The 21,094-nt window shown below is 58.7% G+C and carries 21 protein-coding genes; 8 read left to right on the top strand and 13 right to left on the bottom strand.

All coding sequences use genetic code 11. The features are described from left to right. Window positions 1-174: 174 nt before the first annotated feature. Both G5229_RS14140 and G5229_RS14135 read left to right on the top strand, forming a co-directional pair. Window positions 175-1,779 (top strand): peptide ABC transporter substrate-binding protein, encoded by a 1,605-nt coding sequence (locus G5229_RS14140; RefSeq protein WP_421209356.1) that lies wholly within the window; start codon window positions 175-177, stop codon window positions 1,777-1,779. 118 nt (window positions 1,780-1,897) lie between these two features. Continuing rightward, window positions 1,898-2,212 (top strand): hypothetical protein, encoded by a 315-nt coding sequence (locus G5229_RS14135; protein WP_421206183.1) that lies wholly within the window; start codon window positions 1,898-1,900, stop codon window positions 2,210-2,212. A gap of 69 nt (window positions 2,213-2,281) precedes the next feature. On the opposite strand, the gene dusA is transcribed toward G5229_RS14135, so the two are convergent. Continuing rightward, the gene (gene dusA, locus G5229_RS14130) at window positions 2,282-3,268 is read right to left on the bottom strand and encodes a tRNA dihydrouridine(20/20a) synthase DusA (RefSeq protein ID WP_088868451.1); all 987 of its coding nucleotides are present in this window, start codon (window positions 3,266-3,268) and stop codon (window positions 2,282-2,284) included. Between the two features lie 137 nt (window positions 3,269-3,405). Here dusA and zur point away from each other — a divergent pair, with 137 nt between their 5' ends. From zur to G5229_RS14115, 3 genes are read left to right on the top strand one after another with little or no spacing between them, the layout of a single operon-like run. Then, on the top strand, window positions 3,406-3,864 hold the full coding sequence (zur, locus tag G5229_RS14125) for a zinc uptake transcriptional repressor Zur (RefSeq protein WP_160882369.1): 459 nt from the start codon (window positions 3,406-3,408) through the stop codon (window positions 3,862-3,864). Beyond that, window positions 3,854-4,315, top strand: coding sequence for a chemotaxis protein CheX (locus G5229_RS14120; protein WP_005343179.1), 462 nt, complete (start codon window positions 3,854-3,856; stop codon window positions 4,313-4,315). Before zur ends, G5229_RS14120 begins: the two co-directional genes overlap by 11 nt. A 4-nt stretch (window positions 4,316-4,319) precedes the next feature. Continuing rightward, window positions 4,320-4,550 carry a hypothetical protein gene (locus tag G5229_RS14115; RefSeq protein WP_160882368.1) on the top strand — a complete coding sequence of 77 codons (231 nt, stop codon included), beginning with the start codon at window positions 4,320-4,322 and terminating at the stop codon, window positions 4,548-4,550. Window positions 4,551-4,623: 73 nt separating this feature from the next. On the opposite strand, the gene brnQ (G5229_RS14110) is transcribed toward G5229_RS14115, so the two are convergent. The 3 genes from brnQ (G5229_RS14110) to G5229_RS14100 form a co-directional block, all read right to left on the bottom strand. Next, complete coding sequence (gene brnQ, locus G5229_RS14110; protein WP_235699320.1) at window positions 4,624-5,901, bottom strand: branched-chain amino acid transport system II carrier protein; 1,278 nt, start codon at window positions 5,899-5,901, stop codon at window positions 4,624-4,626. Window positions 5,902-6,327: 426 nt separating this feature from the next. Beyond that, window positions 6,328-7,632 carry a branched-chain amino acid transport system II carrier protein gene (gene brnQ / locus G5229_RS14105; RefSeq protein ID WP_266135400.1) on the bottom strand — a complete coding sequence of 435 codons (1,305 nt, stop codon included), beginning with the start codon at window positions 7,630-7,632 and terminating at the stop codon, window positions 6,328-6,330. Window positions 7,633-7,823: 191 nt separating this feature from the next. Next, window positions 7,824-8,534, bottom strand: coding sequence for a tRNA1(Val) (adenine(37)-N6)-methyltransferase (locus G5229_RS14100; RefSeq protein WP_266135399.1), 711 nt, complete (start codon window positions 8,532-8,534; stop codon window positions 7,824-7,826). A 119-nt stretch (window positions 8,535-8,653) separates the two neighbouring features. Between G5229_RS14100 and srmB the strand changes: the two genes are divergently transcribed. Then, window positions 8,654-9,877, top strand: a complete 1,224-nt coding sequence (gene srmB / locus G5229_RS14095) for an ATP-dependent RNA helicase SrmB (RefSeq protein WP_058059701.1) — start codon at window positions 8,654-8,656, stop codon at window positions 9,875-9,877. Between the two features lie 72 nt (window positions 9,878-9,949). Here srmB and G5229_RS14090 read toward each other — a convergent pair whose 3' ends face one another. Genes G5229_RS14090 through rnr form a run of 4 tightly spaced genes read right to left on the bottom strand, consistent with a single transcriptional unit; the run spans window position 9,950 to window position 14,182 of the window. Further along, a complete protein-coding gene (locus tag G5229_RS14090) occupies window positions 9,950-10,405 on the bottom strand; it encodes a GNAT family N-acetyltransferase (RefSeq protein WP_266135398.1) in 456 nt (151 codons plus the stop codon). A gap of 56 nt (window positions 10,406-10,461) precedes the next feature. Further along, entirely contained in the window at window positions 10,462-11,034 is a 573-nt protein-coding gene (locus tag G5229_RS14085; protein WP_266135397.1) for a Crp/Fnr family transcriptional regulator, read from the bottom strand. A 2-nt stretch (window positions 11,035-11,036) separates the two neighbouring features. Next, window positions 11,037-11,786 carry a 23S rRNA (guanosine(2251)-2'-O)-methyltransferase RlmB gene (gene rlmB / locus G5229_RS14080; RefSeq protein WP_421209354.1) on the bottom strand — a complete coding sequence of 250 codons (750 nt, stop codon included), beginning with the start codon at window positions 11,784-11,786 and terminating at the stop codon, window positions 11,037-11,039. Further along, window positions 11,783-14,182, bottom strand: a complete 2,400-nt coding sequence (rnr, locus tag G5229_RS14075) for a ribonuclease R (RefSeq protein WP_421206179.1) — start codon at window positions 14,180-14,182, stop codon at window positions 11,783-11,785. Before rnr ends, rlmB begins: the two co-directional genes overlap by 4 nt. A 134-nt stretch (window positions 14,183-14,316) precedes the next feature. On the opposite strand from rnr, the gene G5229_RS14070 reads away from it, so the two are divergent. Continuing rightward, window positions 14,317-15,339, top strand: coding sequence for a GGDEF domain-containing protein (locus tag G5229_RS14070; protein WP_005343157.1), 1,023 nt, complete (start codon window positions 14,317-14,319; stop codon window positions 15,337-15,339). 130 nt (window positions 15,340-15,469) lie between these two features. Here the strand turns inward: G5229_RS14070 and ompA are convergent, their stop codons facing one another. Together ompA and G5229_RS14060 are read right to left on the bottom strand one after the other, a co-directional pair. Further along, window positions 15,470-16,507, bottom strand: coding sequence for a porin OmpA (gene ompA, locus G5229_RS14065; protein ID WP_227341426.1), 1,038 nt, complete (start codon window positions 16,505-16,507; stop codon window positions 15,470-15,472). 266 nt (window positions 16,508-16,773) lie between these two features. Continuing rightward, the gene (locus G5229_RS14060) at window positions 16,774-17,811 is read right to left on the bottom strand and encodes an SGNH/GDSL hydrolase family protein (protein WP_263085376.1); all 1,038 of its coding nucleotides are present in this window, start codon (window positions 17,809-17,811) and stop codon (window positions 16,774-16,776) included. Window positions 17,812-18,065: 254 nt separating this feature from the next. On the opposite strand from G5229_RS14060, the gene G5229_RS14055 reads away from it, so the two are divergent. Further along, window positions 18,066-18,452, top strand: a complete 387-nt coding sequence (locus G5229_RS14055) for a YgiW/YdeI family stress tolerance OB fold protein (RefSeq protein WP_263085375.1) — start codon at window positions 18,066-18,068, stop codon at window positions 18,450-18,452. Window positions 18,453-18,537: 85 nt separating this feature from the next. On the opposite strand, the gene mltC is transcribed toward G5229_RS14055, so the two are convergent. The 3 genes from mltC to mutY all read right to left on the bottom strand — a co-directional run bounded on the left by mltC (window position 18,538) and on the right by mutY (window position 21,092). After that, window positions 18,538-19,641 (bottom strand): membrane-bound lytic murein transglycosylase MltC, encoded by a 1,104-nt coding sequence (gene mltC, locus G5229_RS14050; protein ID WP_005354839.1) that lies wholly within the window; start codon window positions 19,639-19,641, stop codon window positions 18,538-18,540. A 117-nt stretch (window positions 19,642-19,758) separates the two neighbouring features. After that, window positions 19,759-20,031 carry an oxidative damage protection protein gene (locus tag G5229_RS14045; protein ID WP_005335828.1) on the bottom strand — a complete coding sequence of 91 codons (273 nt, stop codon included), beginning with the start codon at window positions 20,029-20,031 and terminating at the stop codon, window positions 19,759-19,761. Between the two features lie 8 nt (window positions 20,032-20,039). Further along, window positions 20,040-21,092 carry an A/G-specific adenine glycosylase gene (mutY, locus tag G5229_RS14040; RefSeq protein WP_421209352.1) on the bottom strand — a complete coding sequence of 351 codons (1,053 nt, stop codon included), beginning with the start codon at window positions 21,090-21,092 and terminating at the stop codon, window positions 20,040-20,042. Window positions 21,093-21,094 lie beyond the last annotated feature (2 nt).

The raw sequence follows: 21,094 nt of genomic DNA, 5'->3' as shown, positions 1-21,094 counted from the left end.
TCCTCACCACATTGAACTGCACAGACGCCGGGAACGCTCTTCTACCCCGATTGGGAGTGAGAGTCGAATGCTGGCGGTCAGACCAGCAAACGGGATATCATGATTTCCCATCTGTCGGCGATATTTTCTCGCCGAGTTTTCTCCCCGCTTCACACTATTTGAAGGATCCGACCCATGAAAGGATGGACCCCCTTGCTGGCCCTGCTGGGCTGTGCTGCTGTCCAGGCTGCCGATATTCCCGCCGGAACACAACTCGCCGCCGAGCAGATTGTCGTTCGCCACCTCAAGGATGAACCTGCGAGCCTGAGCCCGCTCAAGCTGGTCGGCCTGCCGGAGTTGCAGGTACTGCGGGATCTGTTCGAGGGGCTGTTGACCCAGGGGCCGGATGGCAAACCGGTTGCCGGGGTGGCGGCCAGCTGGGAGAACAAGGGCAACCAGTTCTTTACCTTCCATCTGCGCCCGGATGCGCGCTGGTCCAACGGCGATCCGGTCAAGGCCGGCGACTTCGTCTACGGCTGGCGCAAGCTGGTCGACCCGAAAGAGGCGGCCACCTTCGCTTGGTTTGCCCAACTGGCCCGTTTCGACAAGGTGGACGAGATAGTCGCTGGCAAATTGCCTGCCAGCGAGCTGGGGGTCAAGGCCCTCGATGACCACACCCTGCAGGTGACCCTCTCCCAGCCGGTGCCCTACTTCCTGAACCTGCTGAGCCACCCCAGCCTGTCGCCGCTCCATCAGGCCAGCATCGAACAGTACGGCAACCTGTGGACTCAGCCCGGCAAACTGGTGGGTAACGGTGCCTTTGTGCTGAACAACCGGGTGGTCAACGAAAAGCTGGAGCTGACCCCCAACCCTTATTACTGGAATCGGGCCCATACCGTATTGACCAAGGTGATCTTCATGCCGATCAATCAGGAAAGCGCGGCCACCAACCGCTACCTGGCTGGCGATCTGCATATCACCGAATCCTTCCCCAAGGAGCAGTACGACAAGCTGAAGCAGCAGATCCCGAATGAGGTCTACACCCCGGATCAGCTCGGCACCTACTACTACGCCTTCAATACCAAGCAGGCGCCGCTCGACGATGTGCGGGTGCGCAAGGCGCTCTCCTACACCATCGATCGCGCCCTGATCGCCGACAAGGTGCTCGGCACTGGCGAGAAACCGGCTTATCACTTCACTCCGGATGTGACCGCCAGCTTTACCCCAACCGCCAACCTGCTCTCCACCAGCAGCCAGCCGGAGCTGGACAGCAAGGCCAAGGCCCTGCTCAAGGAAGCCGGTTACGGCCCGGACAAGCCGCTCAAGCTGACCCTGCTCTACAACACCGCGGAAATTCACAAGAAGATGGCACTGGCGATTGCCAGCATGTGGAAGCAGAAGCTGGGCGCCGAGGTCGAGCTGACCAATCAGGAGTGGAAAACCTATCTCGACAGCCGCCAGAGCGGTCAGTTCGAGGTGATCCGCTCATCCTGGGTCGCCGATTACAACGACCCTTCAGCGTTCCTCGGCCTGTGGGGCTCCCGTCACAGCGGCAATATGGCAGGCTTTGCCAATGCCCGTTATGACCAGCTGCTGGCAGAGGCTGCCAGCACTCAGGATGCCGCCAGCCGCAGCAAGCTGTTTGGCGAGGCGGAGGCGATCCTGCTGGATCAAGCCCCCATCGCCCCCATCTACCAGTACACCAATGCCCGCCTCATCAAGCCATGGCTCAAGGGCTACCCCATCAACAACCCGGAAGATGTGGCCTACAGCCGCCAACTCTACCTCGTCAAACACTGAGACCGGCCACAACGATGCGAGGCCCTGCGGGGCCTCGCTATTGATACTGTTCACATCCCGATTTCCAGCCTAAAATGCCGCCCCTTCTGTTCAATTAATCTTCAATACCCAGTCAGACATGCGTTATTTGATACTGCTCTCGTTGTTGTGGACCCTGCCTGCGCAGGCCAGTAGCGAATCCCAATGCCAGCAAGAGTTTGTCGGCTGGATGCTGCATCAGCAGCAACAGTTCAGCGATCGCAAGTCTGACAAGATGGAGCGGCGCCGGGCCGAACGGGCCATCGATCTTGCCCGGCAGGAGTACGACAAGCAGGCCAGCTTCTGCAAGACCATGCAGCTTGTTCGTGAATACAAAGATGGCGATCCACGTTTTACTCCGCGCCCCGGAGAGATACACGACTACAGTACGGCTTCTGACAACACATCAGGGTGACCCTGACCAGAAAAACCAAAAGCGCGTCGATTGACGCGCTTTTTGTGGTTCTTGCCCTGACAAAGCGGCTTATTCGGCCGTCTCGCTGCTGGCAAACTCCGGCACCTTGGCCATGGCATCCAGCACCACCTGAATACCGGCGCCCGGTTTGCAGGCGTTCTCGCTCAGGTGACGGCGCCAGGCGCGAGCCCCCTGCATGTTCTGGAACAGCCCCAGCATGTGGCGGGTCATATGGGAGAGGTAGTTGCCCTTGGCCAGCTCCTGCTCGATATAGGGCAGCATCATCCGCACCACCTCGTGGCGGCTCGGCACGGCGTTGTTCTGGCCGAACACCAGATTGTCCACCTGCGCCAGAATGTAGGGGTTCTGATATGCTTCACGCCCCATCATGACGCCATCGACGTGTTGCAGGTGCTCGAGAGCCTGCTCCATGGAGGTGACGCCGCCGTTGAGGGCAATGGTCAGCTCCGGGTAATCCTGCTTGACCCGATAGACGCGGGGATAATCGAGGGGCGGGATCTCGCGGTTCTCCTTGGGGCTCAGGCCGCTCAGCCACGCCTTGCGGGCATGGACGATAAAGGTATCGCAACCGGCATCGCGCACCTGTTCGATAAAGGTCTGCAGAAATTCGTAGGAGTCCTGATCGTCGATGCCGATACGGGTCTTCACCGTCACCGGAATATCGACCACATCGCGCATTGCCTTGACGCAGTCCGCCACCAGCGCTGGTTCGCCCATCAGGCAGGCGCCAAAGCGACCGTTTTGCACCCGATCGGAGGGGCAGCCGACGTTGATGTTCACCTCGTCATAGCCGCGCTCCTCGGCCAGCTTGGCACAGCGCGCCAGATCGGCCGGATTGCTGCCCCCCAGCTGCAGGGAGATGGGATGCTCCTGCTCGCTGTAACCCAGATAATCCCCCTTGCCGTGGATGATGGCACCGGTGGTCACCATTTCGGTATAGAGCAAGGTCTGGCGACTCATCAGTCGATGAAAGTAACGGCAATGCCGATCAGTCCAGTCCAGCATGGGGGCGATGGAAAAACGCTGCGCCTGCATAAAAATCATCCGGGTTGGCTAAAGAAAGGGGCGGATTTTATCACAACGTGAAGCAGCCCCAGAAAATGAATTTTGTCGCCGCGCCATGCGAGGCCCTGTGATAGTATCCGGCTAATAGAAAGGGTATCTGCGCGATCATGAATCAAGACCAACTTTTACAACGAGCCGAGCGACTCTGTATACAGCGAGGGATCCGCTTCACCCCGACCCGACGTCAGGTATTTCGCCTGCTGGCGGCACACGGCAACGCCATCAGCGCCTATGATTTGTTGGCCCAGCTGCAACAAACCGAAGCCAATGCCAAGCCGCCAACCGTCTATCGGGCACTCGATTTTTTGCTCGAACAGGGCTTTGCTCACAAAGTGGAATCGCTCAACGCGTTTATCTTCTGCTGCCACTTCGATCACGCTCACCCGATGCAGCTGCTGATCTGCGACGAGTGCGGGGATGTGGTCGAACTTCACGATAGTGCAATAGATAGCGCGTTTTCCGAGCAGGCCCACTTGCATGGCTTTACGATTACCAATAAGACAATAGAGGCACATGGCCAATGTGCTCGCTGTACGCCCACTGTAGGAAGTCATCATGAAGGCTGATTTTGTAAATCCGTTCCTGCTATCTCTGCTCAATGTGCTCTCGACCATGGCGCAGCTGGAACTAAAACCGGGCAAACCGAAACGCAAGATGGATGAGCTGGCGCGCGGCGACGTCTCCGGTCTGATCGGCATGGTCGGCCCGCAGACCCGCGGCTCCCTCTCCATCAGCTTCGAGAAGGGGCTGGCGCTGGAGATCATGCGTCGCATGCTGGGGGAAGCTCCCGCCTCCATCAATGAAGAGGTGACCGACATGGTCGGTGAAATCACCAACATGGTGACCGGCGGTGCCAAGCGGATGCTGGGCGAGAAGGGCTACGAGTTTGACATGGCGACCCCCATCATCGTCTCCGGCCCCAACCACACCATCACCCACAGGGCCGATGGCACCAAGATAATGATGCCATTCGAATCCGATTTCGGTCGCGCCACTATCGAAATTTGCTTCGAGTAATCCTATGTGGAAAGCATTGAAATGGATTTTCATCTGCTGGGCACTACTGTTGATCCTGTCGGACATTCAGATCAGCACCTCCCTCTACAAGTACGAAGATAACAGGGTTCTCATCAACTTCCCGCGCTGGGAAACCAAACAGCCCTGGGGCACCTTCGAGTGGCATGCCGGACGGGTAGAAACCCACTGGTATGGTCTGGATGGCAAACCCAAGCCGGCAGGCCCGCAAATCTGATCCGGTAACGGATCCGGCAGAAACAAAAGAGGCCAGCAGATGCTGGCCTCTTTGCTATCTCGTTGATCCTGAATCAAGCCGCTTCGGCAGCCAGCTTACCGCTTGGTCGCATCAAGATGCCGACGATGCAGGCCAGCAGAGTTGGCAGCAGCCAGGCAAGTCCCTTGTCGAACAGCGGCAGGAAGGCAAAGCCGTCCATCGCCATACCAGCAGCGCCCAGTCCGTCCAGACAGCCAAACAGGAAGGCGACCAGCAGCACGCCACGAAACGCCAGCCGTGGCTGGGCAAACCACCCTTTGAGGAAGGTCACCAGCACCAGTGCAATGGCAACCGGGTAGATGGCTACCAGCACCGGGATGGAGAGACTGATAAGCTCACTCAGCCCCACATTGGCCACCAGCGCGCAGAGTGCCCCCAGCAGCATCACCCACTTGTGGTAAGTCCAGCCAGTCAAATCTTGGAAATAATCGGCTCCGGCACAGAGCAGGCCTACTGCACTGGTAAAACAGGCCAGAGTGATGATGGCCGCCAAAATAAGCTGCCCTGGCTGACCAAACAGGCTCAGCACATAGGCATTGACGATGGCACCGCCGTTGCTGATGTCGCTCGCCACTCCGCCGGCACTGTTGCCAAGCTGGAAAAGAGAGAGATAGACCGCCGACAACCCGACCGCCGAGATCAGGCCCGCAATGGTGAGGTATTTGAACTGGCTGCGATAGTCCTCGATCCCCTTCTGGCGCAGCAACCCGATGATCAGTGCGCCAAACATCAGGGATGCCAGGGTATCCATAGTGTTATACCCCTCCAGCATCCCCTTGGTGAGCGGAGCGCTGATGTAGTCACCGCTGGCATCGGGCATGGTACCCTGTGGCGCGATAAAGACCCCGACCGCCAGAATGAGCAGCATCGCCATCAGGGCGGGAGTCAGGTACTTGCCAACCGCATCGAGCAGTTTGCCCCGATCGAGCGCCACCATGATCACCAGCGCAAAGAAACTCAGGGTGTAGATCAGCAGCCCCTCATGACCGGCATCGCCGAGCCAGGGCTTGAGCCCCATCTCGTAGGCGACCAGACCGGTGCGGGGAATGGCAAAGGCGGGCCCCATGATGATATAGATAGCGATGGCCAGCGCCGTCGCCGCCCCGGCGGGCAGATAGCGGGTCATTCCGGTCCAGCCACTCGCGCGGCCCCCCGAACTCCCCTTGGCAACCGCAATCAGGGTGATTAACGGCAGCCCCACCGCCGTCAGTAGAAAACCGCACATGGCGGCCAGCAGATGCTCACCAGCCATAAAACCCGCAAGCGGCGGAAAAATGATATTGCCAGCCCCCAGATAGAAGGCAAACGTCATAAACCCCAGTCCGAATACGTCGGACAACTTCAATGATTTCGTCAAACCCAACCTCATCTGCCTTGTCAGCTTGTTTTTGTTGATTGCACCCACTGCCTGGCAGATAACCGGATAACAATACTGCTCGCTCCCCTGCGGTCAGCAGACCGGATGAGGAGCACCACCTTTAGCATAAAGAAGAGATGCGTGATCTCAATCACACATTAATATCTTGAAACAATTTATCCGCTCAAAATTAATCACCGAATGACCGAATTACCCAGACTGGGTGTAAACGCGCAGATAAACAGGGGATAGGGCCGCAAGGGAGCTGAAATTAGCCTGTGAGGATGGCCGGATACCATCCACCGGGCAAACCGCCAGCAGAACAGAAAAACAAAAGAGCCTGCACGGGGCAGGCTCTTGGCAATATCACATCGGGCGTGATCAGGCAGCTTCGGCAGCCATCTGTGTCGGACGCACCATCACGCCAACTACGCAGGCCAGCAGGGTCGGCATCAGCCAGGCGAGGCCCTTGTCGAACAGCGGCAGGAAGGCAAACGCATCCATCTTCATGCCGGCAGCACCCAGACCATCCAGGCACCCGAACAGGAAGGCAACCATCAACACGCCACGGAACACCAGACGGGGACGGCCGAAGTAACCCTTCAGGAAGGTGACCAGCACCAGCGCCACGGCAACCGGATAGATGGCAACCAGCACCGGAATGGAGAGGCTGATCAGCTGGCTCAGGCCCACGTTGGCCACCACGGCACAGATAACGCCCAGCAACACCACCAGCTTCTTGTAAGCCATGCCGGTCAGATTGTGGAAGAAATCGGAACAGGCGGAGATCAGACCGACTGCAGTGGTAAAACACGCCAGAGTGATGATGGCCGCCAGAATGAACTGACCCGGCTGACCAAACAGGCTCAGTACGTAGGCGTTGACGATGGCGCCACCATTGCTGACATCCGTCGCCACACCGGCTGCCGTGTTACCCAGCTGGAACAGGGAGACGTACACCACGCTCAGACCAACGGCAGAGATGAGGCCGGCAATGGCCAGATACTTGAACTGGCTCTTGTAATCGTTGATGCCTTTCTGGCGCAGCAGATCGACGATCAGGGCGCCAAACATCAGGGACGCCAGGGTGTCCATGGTGTTGTAACCTTCCAGGATCCCTTTCACGAAGGGGCTGTTCTGATAGTCACCGGACGCGTCAGGCATGGCGCCTTGCGGCGCTACGAATACCCCGACCGCCAGAGTCAGCAGCAGCAGCATCAGTACCGGAGTCAGGTATTTGCCGATGGCGTCCATCAGCTTGCCCTGGTTCATGGAGACCAGAATGGCCACACCAAAGAAGATCACGGTATAGGCCGCCAGACCCGCTTGCCCCATATCACCGATGAACGGCTTGAGGCCCATTTCGTAGGCAACCAGACCGGTACGGGGCGCGGCAAAGGCCGGGCCTATGATGATATAGATGGCAACGGCCAGCGCAGTCGCAACACCGGCAGGCAGCAGTTTGGTCATGCCAGCCCAACCGTTACCGGCTTTCGCCACGGCCAGAATGGTTACCAGAGGCAGGCCCACGGCAGTGACCAGGAAGCCAAACATCGCCAGGGAGAGGTGCTCACCAGCCATGTAACCGGCCAACGGCGGGAAAATGATGTTACCGGCGCCCAAGTAGAAGGCGAAGGTCATAAACCCTAATCCGAGTACATCGGACAATGTGAGTGATTTCGTCAAGTTCAACCTCGTCTGTCTTGTAAATTATTGCTTGTTATAGTTTTTATCGGTCGCTGACCGGGTGTGTTCAGGGGGTATAAAAAAAGAGCCCCGCATGTTTTTTCATCGCAACCAGTGGTTTTAGCTGGTCTGGAGCGGGCGCTCGATCTGGAACCAGCATAATGGCGTGAAAAAATAGTTCAAGACGAAATTTACATCTTCAAATAGAAGGGGTTGGTCAGTTGGATATATCTGTCGGAATAGGCCCCATCAGCAGAATGGATCACAATTTCACCCCTCTCACACCTGTTTAATCCTCTGCCAAGTAGCAATAAAACACGATTTGCCTCTTTACCCTCTCTGGTGATAACAGCTGTATAACAAATGCCATGCAGATCATAATTCGCCGAAATGCATAAAATTTCATCGGCCATCGCCGTCGGCAGCACCAGCGCCACCTGCCCGTTCGGGCTCAACAAACGATTGCAGGCCGCCAGTAATGCGGGGCTGTCGAGGGCGCCGGTATGGCGGGCCAACGCCCGCGCCGGATCGCTAAATGACTGGCCTGCCACGAAATAGGGAGGGTTGGAGACGACAAGATCGTAAGGGGCGGCCTGATAATCCTGAATGGCACTCTCTATGATGGTCACCCGATCTGCCCAAGGAGAGGACGCCGCATTCTCCCGCGCCTGGCTGGCCGCATTAATATCCAGCTCGACCGCATCAAGACGGCAGTCAGATCTGCTGCGCTGGGCCAGCATCAGGGCGATCAGGCCGCTGCCGGTGCCGATATCGAGCACTCGACGCGCCTGTTCGACCGGCGCCCAGGCACCGAGCAAAATGCCATCGGTACCCACCTTCATGGCGCAGCGATCGTGATTGATATGGAACTGTTTGAAGGTAAATCCGCGACTACGTCCCATCTGGCCCCCGTCATCTGCAAAAATGGTGGGCGATTATAGCGGCTAAGACACACTCACCAATAGGAGCCGACGAGATAATCGCCTATAATCTGCCGTTTCCTTAATGACCGAGTATTGCCATGAGCCAGTCCTTTGATGATTTCGACCTGCACCCAGCCCTCAACCGGGCCTTGGCCGAGATGGGATTCACCCGCCCCACCACCATCCAGCAGATGGTGCTGGAGCCAGCCCTGGACGGCCGCGATATTCTGGCATCCGCTCCGACCGGTACCGGCAAGACAGCCTCCTTCCTGCTGCCGGCACTCCAGCACCTGCTGGACTTCCCGCGCCGCAAGCCGGGCCCCTGCCGCATGCTGATCCTGACCCCGACCCGCGAGCTGGCGCTGCAGGTGACCGCCCACGCCAAGGCGCTGGCGGCCCATACCAACCTCAGCATCGAAACCATCATCGGCGGCGTCAGCCATGAAGAGCAGCTGCCTGCCCTGACCAAGACCACCGACATAGTGGTGGCCACCCCGGGCCGTCTGCTCGAGTACATCGAGAAAGAGGAGTTCGAGAGCCACGACATCGAAGTGCTGGTGCTGGATGAAGCGGACCGCATGCTGGACATGGGCTTTATCAAGGATGTGAACCGCATCGTGGCCGAAGCGCGCTACCGCAAGCACACCATGCTCTTCTCCGCCACCCTGGAAGGGGCCGGCCTTGAGAAGTTCGCCAACGAGATCCTCAAGGATCCGGTGGAGCTGCACGCCGAGCCGCCCCGCAGCGAACGTCGCCCCATCACCCAGTGGATCCATCTGGCCGATGACGCCACCCACAAGCTGGCGCTGCTGACCCATATCCTGAAAGATCCGGAAACCCAGAAAGCCATCATCTTCGTCAAGACTCGCGAGCGTCTGGCGGAGCTCTCCGGCCAGCTGCAGGCTGCAGGTATCTCCTGCGCCTGGATCCGTGGCGAGATGGAGCAGAGCAAGCGTATCGAGTCGATCCGCAAGTTCCACGAAGGGGAAGTGCCCTTCCTGATCGCCACCGACGTCGCCGCCCGTGGCATCGACCTGCCGAACGTCAGCCATGTCATCAACTACGACATGCCCTACGGCGCCGACGTTTACGTTCACCGTATCGGCCGTACCGGCCGCGCCGGCAATCGTGGCTGCGCCATCAGCCTGGTGGAGGCCCACGACATGGCGATGGTCGCCAAGATCGAGCGCTACACCGAAGAGCGCCTCAAGCGCCGGGTGATCGACGAGCTGCGCCCGAAACATAAAGAGGCGCGGGTACCGGTGAAGAAGAAAAAGCCGGTCGACAAGAAGAAGTCCGCCAAGAAGAAAAAGAAGAAGTGATCGCCTGGCGATAAAGAGAAGGGCCATCCCGCGGGATAGCCCTTCTGCATTCTGCATCACTCTGACGAGTGGTTATGCCGCCACTCTGCGCATTCCCATATGGGGGATATCATCTTCGAGATAGCCTTCCCCTTCCGCCACAAAACCGTGCTGGCCATAGAAGCCCTGCAGATGGGCCTGCGCCCCCAGCCAGATGCTGTGGGTCGGCCAGCGTGCCTCACACGCCTTGACCGCCTCGCCGATCAGCTGGTGACCGAGACCACCGCCGCGCGCCTTGGGTGAAGTTACCACCCGACCGATGGCGGCGCCGCTCTCATCGCCGATACCGGGCGCCATGATCCGTGCATAGGCGGCCAGCAGATCGCCCTGATAGCCGAGCAGGTGCCAGACCCCTTCGCGGCGATCGAGCCCGTCCAGATCCTGAAAGGGGCAGGTCTGCTCCACCACGAACACCTCGGCCCGCAGCGCCAGCAACTCATACAACTCGTCTGTGGTCAGTTCAGACCAGGGTTTCAGGATCCAGTTCATCGGCAACTCCTTATCAGTTCGGCCTGCCAGCATAATCGTGGCGCCAGCGCCCTGCATTAACCTTTGTTAAGTTCTTTCAGCCGTTTGCGAATGCGGCTCAGGCTGATGGGGGTAATGCCGAGATAGGCGGCGATCTGGTGGTCGGGCACTCTGGCATCGAGCGCGGGAAAACTGTCGAGAAAGTGCTGATAGCGCGCCTGCGGGCTGCCGGTGAGCAGCAACAGCTCCTTCTCCTCCTTGATGCGCAACTGCACCTCCAGCAAGTGCTGATACCAGCGCGGCCAGCCGGGCAGCTGGCGCAGGTCGGCCAGACTGAACAGCTGCAGACGGCAAGACTCCAGCGCCTCCACGCTGTAGCGGGCTGGCTCGCCACTAAGCAGGTGGTGGAAGTCGAGAAACTCGTCCCCCTCCCAGTAGAACTCCTTGATGTACTCGCGGCCATCCTCCAGCACCAGCTTGGCCCGCAGCAGCCCCTGCTCCACCCTGACCAGCAGATCCGGGCTGTCGCCGGCGTGCCAGAGGCAGCTTTTCGGGCGGAGGGTCAGCGGGCGGGCAAAAGAGAGGAGGCGCGCGGCCTCCTCTCTATCTGCGACCTGCGCCCAATCGAAGGGGGGTCTGTCAGTCAGCATGATTAACAGCGACGCTGACGCACAGCTTCAAACAGGCAAACGCCGGTCGCCACCGAGACGTTGAGGCTGGATACCGCCCCCGCCATCGGGATGCTCACCAGCTCGTCGCAATGTTCTCGGGTCAGACGACGCATGCCTTTACCTTCAGCACCCATCACCAGCGCCATCGGGCCGGTCAGTTTGGCCTGATAGAGGTCGTGATCGGCCTCGCCAGCGGTGCCGACGATCCAGACACCGCGCTCCTGCAGCTCGCGCAGGGTACGGGCCAGGTTGGTGACCTGAATCAGCGGCACCACTTCGGCCGCGCCACAGGCGACCTTGCGCACAATCGGGGTGAGACCCGTGGCCTTGTCGCGCGGCACGATCACCGCATGAGCCCCGGCGGCATCGGCGCTGCGCAGGCAGGCGCCGAGGTTGTGCGGATCGGTCACGCCATCCAGCACCAGCAGGAAGGGCTGGCTCTGTTGTGCCGCCAACTCGTCCAGCAGGCTGGCCAGATCGTGCTCGGCCAGCTTCGGCGCCTCTTTCACCCGGGCCATGATGCCCTGGTGATTGTTGCCTTCCGCTTTGTCATCAAGGGTCTTGCGGTTCACGCTCTGCACGCGCAAGCCGAGGGACTCCAGCTCAGCCAGCAGGGGTTGCAGCCGGTCGTCATCCCGCCCCTTGAGGGCCCACACTTCGATAAAGCGCTCGGGAGTGCGCTCCAGCAGCGCGGATACAGCGTGAATGCCGTAGATCAGTTCAGTACTCATTTAGTGCTCTTGGCCTTATCGTGAGCTTTTTTGCCCGGTCGTCTGTTGCTGGGTTTGGCACGGCCACCCTTGGCGGGTTTACCGTGGTCCTTGCCCCCTTTCTCCTTGCGCTTTTCGTGGCGCTCGGCGCTCTTGGCCTTCTCTTTCTTGATCTCGGCCTGCTTGCGCGCCATCTCTTTGGCGTTCTTGCCGGTGGCCTTGAGCGGCTCTTCCACCATCACGAAGTCGATCTTGCGATCATCCAGGTTCACGCCCATCACCTTGACCCGCACCTTGTCGCCCAGACGGTAGCGACGGCGGAAGTTCTCGCCAATCAGCTGCATGTGCAGGGGATCAAACTGGTAGTAGTCGTTGGTGAGGGTGCTGACGTGCACCAGACCGTCGATGTGGATCTCCGCCAAACGGACGAAGAAACCAAAGCCGGTGACGCTGGCGATAACGCCGTCAAACTCGTCACCCACGTGATCCAGCATGTACTCGCACTTGAGCCAGTCGGCCACATCGCGAGTGGCATCGTCGGCACGGCGCTCGGTCATGGAGCAGTGCTCGCCCATCGGATCCACTTCTTCCAGCTGGTAGTGGTAACCACCGCTCGGGGTCCACTTGTGGCGCAGGTTGGCCTGCTGCTCCTTGGCAGTCTGGTACTTGATCGCGCGGTGCAGGATGAGGTCGGGGTAGCGACGGATCGGCGAGGTGAAGTGCGCATAGGACTTCAACGCCAGACCGAAGTGACCGATGTTGTCGGCCTGATAGATGGCCTGACGCATGGAGCGCAGCAGCATGGTGGAGAGCAGCTCCGCATCCGGGCGCCCCTCAAACTTGGCAGCCAGCTCGGCAAAGTCTTTCGGCTCGGGCTCGAGTCCGCCCTTGAGCTCCAGACCCAGTTCGGCCAGAAAATCGCGGAAACCGGTCAGACGCTCTTCGCCCGGACGGTCGTGCACCCGGAACAGGGCAAAGGCTTCGTTCTTCTCGATGTAACGGGCAGCAGCCACGTTCGCCTGGATCATGCACTCTTCGATGATCTTGTGGGCATCGTTGCGCACCAGCGGCACGATGCGGTCGATCTTGCGCTGGGCGTTGAAGATGAAGCGAGTCTCCTCGCTCTCGAACTCCACCGCACCGCGCTGATGACGGGCATGCTTGAGCGCCTTGTAGAGGTTGTTCAGCTCCTCGATATGGCCCACCAGCGGATCATACTGCTGGCGCAGCTTGGGATCGCCATCGAGGATCGCGGCAACCTTGGTGTAGGTCAGACGGGCGTGAGAATTCATTACCGCTTCGTAGAACTTGTAGCCGGACATGCGGCCAGCGGCGGAGATGGTCATCTCGCACACCATGCAGAGGCGGTCAACTTGCGGGTTCAGGGAACACAAGCCGTTGGAGAGCACCTCAGGCAACATGGGCACCACAAACTCGGGGAAGTAGACGGAGTTGCCACGCTGATACGCTTCGGCATCCAGCGCCGTGCCGGGCTTAACGTAAGCGGAGACGTCAGCAATGGCAACCCACAGACGCCAGCCACCACCGCGTTTGGCTTCACAGAAGACGGCGTCATCGAAGTCGCGGGCATCTTCGCCGTCGATGGTCACCAGCGGCAGGGCGCGCAGGTCGATGCGGCCCTCTTTGGCTTTCTCCGGCACCTGCTCGCCGAGACCGGCAACCTCTTTGGTCACCTCCTCCGGCCAGGTGTGCGGAATGCCGTGGGTACGCAGGGCAATTTCGATCTCCATGCCCGGCGCCATGTTCTCGCCCAGCACTTCCAGTACGGTGCCGACGGCATTGATACGGGAGGTGGCGCGCTGGTTGATGCGCACAACCACGACCTGGCTCTGACGAGCCCCTTTGTTTTCCCCTTCCGGGATGATGATGTCCTGGCCGATACGGCTGTCATCCGGCACCACGAAACCAACGCCATTCTCGACGAAGTAACGGCCGACAATGTCTGCCTCACGGGACTTGAGCAGGCGCACCAGACGCGCTTCCTGACGACCCTTGCGGTCGATCTCGGTCGGCTGCACCAGCACGTAATCGCCATGCATCAGGCGTTGCATCTCTCGGTTGTTCAGATACAGATCCGGACCACCACCTTCCGGACGCAGAAAACCGAAGCCATCCTTGTGGCCGATTACATAACCTTTGACCAGATTCAGGCGATCCGGCAGGGCATAACATTGGTTGCGAGTGAATACCAGTTGTCCATCACGCTCCATGGCGCGCAGACGACGACGCAAGGCTTCCAACGGCTCTTCATCTTTCAGCTTGAGGACCTTGGCCAACTCTTCACGGGACATGGGCTTTTCATGGCCCTTGATGAGTTCCAGGATCAACTCGCGACTGGCGATGGGGTTATCGTATTTTTCGGCCTCGCGTTCGAGGAAAGGATCTTTTTGAGACATAAGCAGGCCTTAGGGTAGGTGGTAACGGTGCCATTATATCGGAGGGGGGGGCGAATGGCATCCATCGGCTGCCTTTTGGCCAATCTCTCTGTCATACTATCTTCAGTTCGCTGGCATGATGAGACACAGAACTCATGAGTAAGGACACATTTGCCCAATCCGCCGCCTATCTCAAACAGGCAGTTCCCCTGATGATCAAGTACCAAATCCCAACTACGCCGGACAACTACCACCTGTGGTACAACTATGTCTCGGCCAGCATGCCCGAACTCAACCAGGCGATCGATCAAGCCATCAAACTGCAGGGAACCTGCTCGCTCACTACCTGCGAGCGCCTCTATCACCAATATCTGGCTGCGCAGGACGAACAGCAGATGGAGGCGATGAAGCTCAACCTTGCAGCCATGGCCAACGAGCTCGGCCACTCCATGCAGGATGCCATCTCCGATACCGGTATGTTTCAGGAGATGCTCGACAAGAGCTTCGACAAGTTAAGTAAGATCGACGATGAGGGGCTGAGCCTGGAAGATACCATGGGCATCTTGCGAGACTTGGTGCGCGAATCGCGGGATGTACGCATGTCCACCATGCACTTTCGCAGCCAGCTCAGCAATGCCGAGAAGGAGATCAAGGAGCTGCGTGCCGCGCTCAACGAAACCCGCAAACTGGCCAACGAGGATGCACTCACCAACCTGCTCAACCGCCGCGCCTTCGATCTGGAGCTGGAGGGGTTGATCCGCAGTCAGCACCCCTTTTCACTGATCCTCGCCGATATCGATCGGTTCAAAAATTTCAACGACGAGTACGGTCACCTGCTCGGCGATCAGGTGCTGCGTGCCTTTAGCAAACGGCTGCGCGATGCCTGCAAGGAGGGGGTCACCGCCTATCGGCTGGGTGGGGAAGAGTTTGCCATGCTGGTTCCCCATCGCTCGCTGGCACTGGCTAGGCAAATGGCAGAGAGCATGCGCCGTTCCATAGAGCGGATGTCGATTCTGGATCGCAAATCTGGCCGCCGCATCGACCACATCACCGCCTCGTTTGGCGTGGGCGAGTTCAACGGTCAGGAGAGTGCAGACTGTCTGGTCGAACGTACCGACAAGCTGCTCTACAAGGCCAAGGAGCTGGGGCGCAACCGGGTGATGCCGCTCCCTTCCTGATTTGTCCTCTGTCCGACCGCAATGCCAATGTAAAAAGCCAGTCAGCTCAACTGACTGGCTTTTTGGCCTCTCTTGCTCCAACAGGGGCTGTTAATTCCAGCCCCTGTGGAGAGCTGCTCAGTGTGAAAGATTACTCCTGCACCTCGCTGACACCTTCGACTTTCACATCAACACGGCGATCCGGAGCCAGGCAGACGATCAGCTCACGCTTGGACTTGCTGACGCAGCTGTCGCCGGTAACCGGTGAGGATTTACCACGCCCTTCCACATTGATCTTGGCGGCCGGGATCCCTTTACCAACCAGATAGTTGGCGACGGTCTGGGCACGCTGCTCAGAGAGTTTCTGGTTGTAGGCATCGGAACCGATACGGTCGGTGTGACCAATTACGGTTGCCACGCCATCTTTGGGTCGAGCCTCTTCAATCTGGCTGTAGAGGCTATCCAGAGCCTGACTGGCCTCTGGCTTGAGGGTCGCCTTGTTGAAGTCAAACAGCACATCAGAGCTCAGGGTGAACTGCTTCTCGACCATCACAGGCTCGGGAGCCGGGGCTGGTGCCGGAGCGGGTGCCACGGGGGCAACCTGACCAAAGCGATAAACCGCTGCCAACGACAGCAAGCCGTTATCCATTCTCAGGCCGGTATCATCACGGCTGCCATACGGGGTGGTGTACTGGTACTCTAGGCGAGCAGCCCAGTCGAGGTTAAACGCATACTCGGCACCCAGAGCACCGACCATGACAAAGCGGCTGTCATCCTTGTAGAGATCGCTCTTGGTATCAGCCCAGCCATAACCGCCACCGACACGACCATACAGATCCAGATTATCGGTAACCGGGAAACCCAGTTTCAGGGTCAGTTGGGCCAGCTGTGCTTTCACTTCATCACTGAAAGCGCCTGCCGCCGTAGTCGCATCGTATTTGTAATTGCCCAGGTAGTCGTAACCCAGCTCCAGCCCCAGATTTTTGTTGATCTGATAGCCGCCGAACACACCCGCACCCAGGGCATCGTTGGTCTCATTGCCAAGCGTCAGGGCATTGCTTTCATCAATGCCGTAGAAGTTGGACCAACCCAGTTTGGCACCACCATACCAGGTGTTGTCCTGACCGGCCGCCTGGGCATTGGCCGCCAGCAAGCCGGTAACCAGCAAGGTAATCAATGATTTTTTCATATCTGAGCCTCTGCAACTTTGTGTAGGAGGAGGTTGATTGATATCAACTCGTCTTCTAGGCGCAATCGCCCAAAAGCGATCACTGCAGATAAACGTTAGCCTATTTTCAAGTCCCTGATATCAATTAACAAAAAACACTGTAACGCAAACTTGTTACAAAAACAGCAACAAGCGTCTGTTATTTGAGCGTACAATGTCGCAAAACGAGCGTTCTACCCAGACTGACGGGTGAGAAAAGGGCCAGCCTCCGCCAGCCCTTGCATGTATCAGCGATGGATAAACTCGTAGTGCTGATCGATAAAATCAGCGACTCGCTGGCTCAATACCTTGTGCACCGTCCTGGTCGGATGCACCTGATCCCAGAACATATGCTCATCGCAGTTGAGAGTCGCTGCTCGCCCTTTTGCCTGCCCGCTCACCACCGCCTGCGCCAGGATCGGGTTACCGGCAATAGCCACTCTTTCGGAGACACTTAAAGCCGGGGTCGCAGCCACCTCGGCGGCGCTGCCGGAGAATGGCTTCCAGGTATAGCCGCCACCGTAGCAGGCGTGTTCTGTGTCACTCAGCCCGAACTGCTGAGGATCGCGCATCATCTCATCAAACTGCTTGTCCACTTCGAACAGCTTCACGATGCCAAGGGGAGCCAGCTCGCGAGTGAGGTTCTGCAACTTCTGGTTGTGGTAGCTGGCCACATGGCGCACCTTCTCCACCACCTTCATGCTGCGGGCTGACGGGGTCTGCCCCAGATCAGGAATGTTGAACAGCAGGATCTGCTGCGCGCCGTTGAGCACCAACCGGTTGGATGCCAGCCGGATGGTATCGATCACCCGATCCGCATCCCGCTCGCTGTTCCAGCCATAGGCCAGATAGTCGTTGGCACCGACCCAGATCACCACCAGATCATCGGGGCGGAACTTGTCCTTTTTCAGGAACTGATCGATCTCGTAATCGAGGTTGTTGATCACCTGATATTTGGGATCCCAGGACCAGAAACCGAGCCAGCCGTTCAGAGCCCCCAGATGGTTATAGGCCACCGCGGTCGCACCGCCTTCCGCCTCGTTGGCCACGACCAGACCGGGGAAACGCTCGTCACCCAACTGCTCCAGCCACACCGGGCCGTTGCTGAAGCGCCCATTGAAGTAGGGTGGGCTGGAGGGGAGATACCCCCGCATCTTTTTGTACATCTTGCCGGTGTCGGAGAGGCTGTCACCAAACATCACAACCCGGGAAAAAGGTTGGCGTCCCTCTGCCGCTTGCGCGGTCAATGCCATTAACCCCAATAAACAAACAAGCCATTTTTTCATATTGTTATGCTCTTCGATTAAGCAGGTGAGACCTGCGGACTTCTCCTCGAGTGGCGACAGGCATGGGAAGAGTCTGCTGCCACTGACTTCTGGTGAAGGCGACAGATTACAGTTCCAGATGAAATCACACATGTTCCGCCACCGATGAAATCGCTTGCGCTCACAAAACAGACAATCACACCAGCCTATTTCTTTCACGCTTGTTTCACGCCCCCCCCGGCACAATGCCCTCATACCAACGACAGGAGTATGAAATGAACAAGGCAAGCGCAAGCGTAATCGGACTGTTGACCCTGATGTCTGTCTCCTCTTTTGCCATGGCGGCCTATACCGGCCCGCAAGAGCAGAACAAGGTTTCCGTTGCTCAACTGAAAGATCTGGCCGATGACAGCTGGGCCACTCTGGAAGGGAAACTGGTCAAGCACCTGGGCGGCGAGAACTATCTGTTCCGCGATGCCAGCGGTGAAGTGGAGGTCGAAGTGGATCAGGATGTGTGGCGTGGCACCGAAGTGGGCCCGGATGATCAGATCCGCATCCATGGTGAAGTGGACCACAGCTGGAACAAAACCGAAGTGGAAGTGAAAACCCTGGAGAAAGTGGGCGCGGCCCCGCAGACCAAGGGCGGCTTTATTGCCAAATAAGGCCACTTCAACGACGAACGGGCCAGACGTTAAAAGGGCGCTTGATATCAAGCGCCCTTTTGCATGGTTAACCCAGCGTCACCGCTTAACCGGCCCGACTGGCAAAGGCTCTCTTGAACCCTTTCTCGGCCTGATTGACCTTGTAGAGGTAACGGCGCGCCTCCTCTTTGGGATGCTGCTCGGTCAACACCTGATAGACCGCCTCGGGGGAGAGCCGGTTGATCCGGCCCGGCGCCGCCTTGCGATCGCTGGAGAAGGTATTGAGTACCCCGCCCGCACCACCGTTATAGGCGGAGATCACCGCATAGCGACGGGAGCGCGGATCCTGAATATCCGCCAGATAGACGGTCTGCAACAGGTGCAGATAGGCGGTACCGACATCGATGTTGTAGGCCGGGTTGAACAGCTCCTCCCGGGTCGGCTGGCCGTTCTTACCCTTGACCCGAACATAGACGTCACGACCCGCGGTGGCCGGGATCACCTGCATCAGGCCATAAGCGTTGGCATGACTCACCGCATAGGGGTTGAAGCTGCTCTCGGTCTTGATCACCGCATAGATCAGGCTCTCCGGCACGCCGTATTTGCGCGACGCTTCCCGGATGATCCCCGCATACTTGTAGCCCCGTCGATCTTCATGGTTGGCCACCATGGGTATATCGACGAAGAAGATGGTGCGAATACCCAGAGTGCGCTTCTTCATCGCCGTGTTGAGCAGGTAATCGGCATAACGCTCGGCGCGCCAGGAGGCGCGGATTGGCTGGCGCTGATTGTCCAGCACCTGACCGTAGAGGAAGGGCTCGCCGCCGGTCAGAATTTCCCGGTCGGAGTAAAGATCCACTTCGGCCGGATCGTCCGGCGTCAGCAGAGTCTCGATGATGGCGCGACGCAGGTGAGCGCGGGGATCGATGCCCGAGACCGTCTCCACCATGATGTGGCCGCTGGAGAAGTCGATGTGGGCCCGGCTCTTGTACTGATCCGTGTATTTTACGTAGTCAAACTTGCCCGCAAACAGCGCCTCCCGCCCCCATATCTCGTTCACGTTATGGGAGAGCGCGCTGATCATATGTTCAAAACCGCGGATATCCTTGCCGTTGACCAGATCGTCATCCTCACTCCCGCTGGGCTTGGGGGAGGATGAGCAGGCAGAGAGAAACAGCAGGGTGCACAGCAGCCAAAAAATTCGGCCCATAGGATCCTCAAACCGGGCAGCAGAGCTGCCCATCATTCATTTGCTGCGACTTCAGGAGCGGTCACGCCAGTGTGGCGCCATTACCGCACCTGTTCACACGTACAACAGCCGGAGAGCTTACTGGGCAGGCGGGGTGTAACCTTCGATCTGCACTTCACCTGCATCAAACAGATAGCTGACCATCTCTTTTTCCAGCAGTTGGCGATGCTCAAGATTCATCATGTTGAGCTTTTTCTCGTTGATCAGCATCACCTGCTTCTTCTGCCACTCGGCCCAGGCTTCCTTGCTGATGTTGTCAAAAATTCGCTTGCCGAGCTCACCGGGATAGAGTTGGAAATCCAGACCCGGGCCCTCTTTTTTCAGGCGTTGGCAAAATACAGTACGGCTCATGTTGACCTCTATGGTTGTAACTCTGGATAGGCGAGCAGACGGGCCGTGGCGGCCGCCAGCCCCACCTCGGCAGGATGGCGTAAGTTATACCAGAGTCGGTTATCTGCTTCCATGAGCCGCAGCGGCTGCGCCTCATCAATGTCAATCAGCAGCGGCCGAATATCGAGATGGAAGTGGCTGAATGTATGGCGAAAACCGGCCAGTTCCCGATAGCCGTGATGGCTCAGGCCAAGGGACGCCAGCAGACCATCCACCTCCGCCAGCGAAGCCACCTGCGGGAAGCAGTAGAGCCCGCCCCAGATCCCCTGCGGCGGCCGCTTCTCCAGCAGCAGCTCATCGCCGTGACGGATCAGCAGCATGATGCCATCGCGAGCCGGAATGCTCTTCTTCGGCTTGCTGTTGGGATAAGCGGTGGGCTTGCCTTGCGACAGCCCCTGGCAATCGGTCCGCACCGGACAGCGATCACAGGCAGGCTTGCTGCGGGTGCAGATTGTCGCCCCGATATCCATCATCGCCTGATTGTATTGCGCCACACCCAGCTTGGGAGTGAGCCGGATGGCGATCTCCCACAGCTCATTCTCCACCTGTTTTTGGCCCGGCCAGCCCGGCAGCGCCAGCCAGCGGGTGAGCACCCGCTTCACGTTGCCATCAAGGATGGCGTGAGGCTGACCAAGAGAGAGCGACAACACGGCCCCGGCGGTTGAGCGACCAATGCCCGGCAGCGCCACCACCTCGTCAAAGCGCTCGGGAAAGAGGCCGTGGTGGTGATCGCGGATCTGCTGGGCCGCCTTGTGCAGATTGCGGGCCCGGGCATAGTAGCCAAGCCCGGTCCAGTGGTGCAGCACCTCGTCGACGGGGGCATCAGCCAGTGCCACCACATCGGGGAAGCGTGCCATAAAACGTTGGTAATAGGGGATCACGGTAGCGACCTGAGTCTGCTGCAGCATGATCTCCGAGACCCAGACCCGGTAAGGGGTCTTCTCCTGCTGCCAGGGCAGGGTTTTGCGGCCATGAAGCTGGTACCACTCCAGAACCCTGCTTGCGAAGGTTGATTGATTCACGT

The sequence above is a fragment of the Aeromonas sp. 602396 genome (genome assembly GCF_049173735.1).
Classification (GTDB): domain Bacteria; phylum Pseudomonadota; class Gammaproteobacteria; order Enterobacterales; family Aeromonadaceae; genus Aeromonas; species Aeromonas veronii_A.
The sequence above is the reverse complement of the archived record's forward strand: the minus strand, read 5'-3'. Positions and strand labels throughout refer to the sequence as shown.